General features: G+C 63.3%; 3 protein-coding genes. All 3 read left to right on the forward strand.

Annotated elements, in window-relative coordinates:
• Positions 1–60: 60 nt before the first annotated feature.
• Entirely contained in the window at positions 61–465 is a 405-nt protein-coding gene (gene tnpA, locus AC0L3U_RS38160; RefSeq protein WP_473364927.1) for an IS66-like element accessory protein TnpA, read from the forward strand.
• The gene (gene tnpB / locus AC0L3U_RS38165; protein ID WP_473364928.1) at positions 462–809 is read left to right on the forward strand and encodes an IS66 family insertion sequence element accessory protein TnpB; all 348 of its coding nucleotides are present in this window, start codon (positions 462–464) and stop codon (positions 807–809) included. Before tnpA ends, tnpB begins: the two co-directional genes overlap by 4 nt.
• A gap of 70 nt (positions 810–879) precedes the next feature.
• Positions 880–2,508 (forward strand): IS66 family transposase, encoded by a 1,629-nt coding sequence (tnpC, locus tag AC0L3U_RS38170; protein ID WP_473364929.1) that lies wholly within the window; start codon positions 880–882, stop codon positions 2,506–2,508.
• Positions 2,509–2,541 lie beyond the last annotated feature (33 nt).

Here is a 2,541-nt window from a genome sequence, read left to right on the forward strand (position 1 = left end):
CGTCTCCCTCCGGTGACGGCCGCCTTGTCAGGTTAAGGTGAGTGCTGTGTAACAGCGCTTATGGACAGCAATAAGTGCAGTGCTCAGGTCGAGCGGTTTGAGGTTGTTGAGACTGGCCGGCGTCGTCGGTGGACCGACGATGAAAAGCTCAAGATCGTCTTGGAGAGTTTGCAGACCCCACGGTCCGTCTCATCGACAGCGCGGCGATACGGCATCTCGCGCTCGCTGCTGCTGACTTGGCGGCGATCGTTTGGGGCCCGGGCGAGCGGTGATGAAGAGCCTCGGCCCGGCTTTGTGCCGGCGATGGTGATACCGGATCCGCCGTCAGTGCAGTCGACAGCTCTAGCGACGTCGGCGAGCGGACGGATGGAGATTGTCTCCGGCAAAGCTTATCGAGTGATCGTGGATGCCGGCGTCGATATGACCGCGTTGTCTCGCGTGTTGGATCTGCTGGAGCGGCGATGATCCCGATCGCAGCAGGGGCAAGAATCTGGATCGCAACCGGTCACACTGACATGCGCAAAGGCATGCAGGGCCTGGCGTTGCTGGTGCAGGAGGGCCTTGGGCGAGATCCCTTTGCCGGCGACGTCTTTGTGTTCCGTGGTCGTGCCGGCACGCTAGTCAAGGCGCTTTGGCACGACGGGGTCGGGCTGTCGCTCTACGCCAAGCGGCTGGACCGTGGCCGCTTCATCTGGCCGGCGACGGTGGACGGTGTAGTGTCGCTGACCGCAGCTCAGATGGGCTATTTGCTGGAGGCGATCGACTGGCGCAACCCACAACACAGCTGGCGGCCGCAAAGCGCCGGATAGGTTGGGCAAGAATCCCCTGAGATTGCAAAAAGTACGCGCCAAATCGCAGCTTTTGTGATTCCATTGGTGCATGGGTGATAGTCCCAAGAAGCTGCCGGAAGACATTGAGGCGCTGCAGGCCGCGTTGCTGGCAACCCGCGCCGAACTCGCCAACGTTCGCGCCCAACAGTCCGACGACCAGGCGCTGATCGCTCACCTGAAGCTGCAGATCGAAAAGCTGAACCGTGATCGTTATGGCCCTCGCTCGGAGCGTACCGCCCGGCTGTTGGATCAGCTCGAACTGACGCTGGAGGAGCTCGAGGCCTCAGCGACCGAGAATGAACTGGCCGCCGAAATAGCTGCGACCAAGACCACGAAGGTGACATCGTTCACGCGCAAGCGGCCATCGCGCCAGCCGTTCCCGGAGCATCTACCCCGCGAGCGCGTGATCGTCTCAGGGCCGACGTCGTGCGCCTGCTGCGGCGGCTCGCGATTGTCCAAGCTCGGCGAGGACATCACCGAGACGCTGGAGGTGATCCCGAAATCTTGGAAGGTGATCCAGCACGTCCGGGAGAAGTTCAGCTGCCGGGACTGCGAGAAGATCAGTCAGGCCCCGGCGCCGTTCCATGTGATTGCCCGCGGCTGGGCTGGGCCAAGCTTGCTGGCGATGGTGCTGTTCGAGAAGTTCGGCCAGCACCAGCCGCTGAACCGGCAGGCCGAACGCTATGCCAAGGAAGGCGTGCCGATCAGCCTGTCGACCCTCGCCGACCAGGTCGGCGGTTGTACGGTTGCGTTGATGCCCTTGTTCCGGTGCATCGAGGCCCATGTGCTGAGCGCCGAGCGATTGCACGGGGACGACACGACGGTGCCGGTCCTGGCCAAAGGCAAGACCGACACCGGCCGTATCTGGGTCTACGTGCGCGACGACAAACCTTTTGGCGGGCAGGCCCCGCCCGGAGCCGTGTTCTATTACTCACGCGATCGCGCCGGCGAGCATCCCCAAGCCCATCTGGCCGGCTACAGCGGCATCTTCCAGGCCGATGCCTATGGCGGCTATGGCAAGCTTTACGACCCAGGCCGCAACGCAGGTCCGATTCTGGAAGCCGCGTGCTGGGTCCATGCCAGGCGGCCCTTCTTCGTGATGGCTGATCTGGCGGAGAATGCGCGGCGCAAGGTGCAGGGCAAAAAGCCAGCGGTGATCTCGCCTCTGGCACTGGAAGCAGTCCGCCGGATCGACGCCTTGTTCGAGATCGAGCGAGGCATCAACGGCGAGACGCCCGAACGGCGCCGGGCCGTCCGCCAGGAGCTCAGCCTGCCGCTGGTCGCCGATTTAAAAACCTGGATGCGCGAGCAACGCGCCAAGCTCTCACGCCGCAACGACGTTGCCAAGGCAATGGACTACATGCTCAAGCGCTGGAGCGCGTTCACCCGCTTCCTCGACGACGGCCGCATCTGCCTGTCGAACAACGCTGCCGAACGAGCCCTGCGCGGCATCGCCCTGGGTCGGAAGTCTTGGCTGTTCTGCGGCTCCGACCGTGGTGGCGACCGTGCCGCGACGATGTACAGCTTGATCGTCACCGCCAAAATGAACGACCTGGATCCGCAAGCCTGGCTCGCCGACGTCCTGGCGCGCATCGCTGCACATCCAGCCCAAAGGCTTGACGAACTGCTGCCATGGAATTGGCGAGACCAACATAAGCAAGTCAATCAGGCAGCCTGATTGACCGCCCCGCGGTTCTCACCGCATGCTTAC

It is taken from the genome of Bradyrhizobium sp. Kon69, assembly GCF_055807515.1.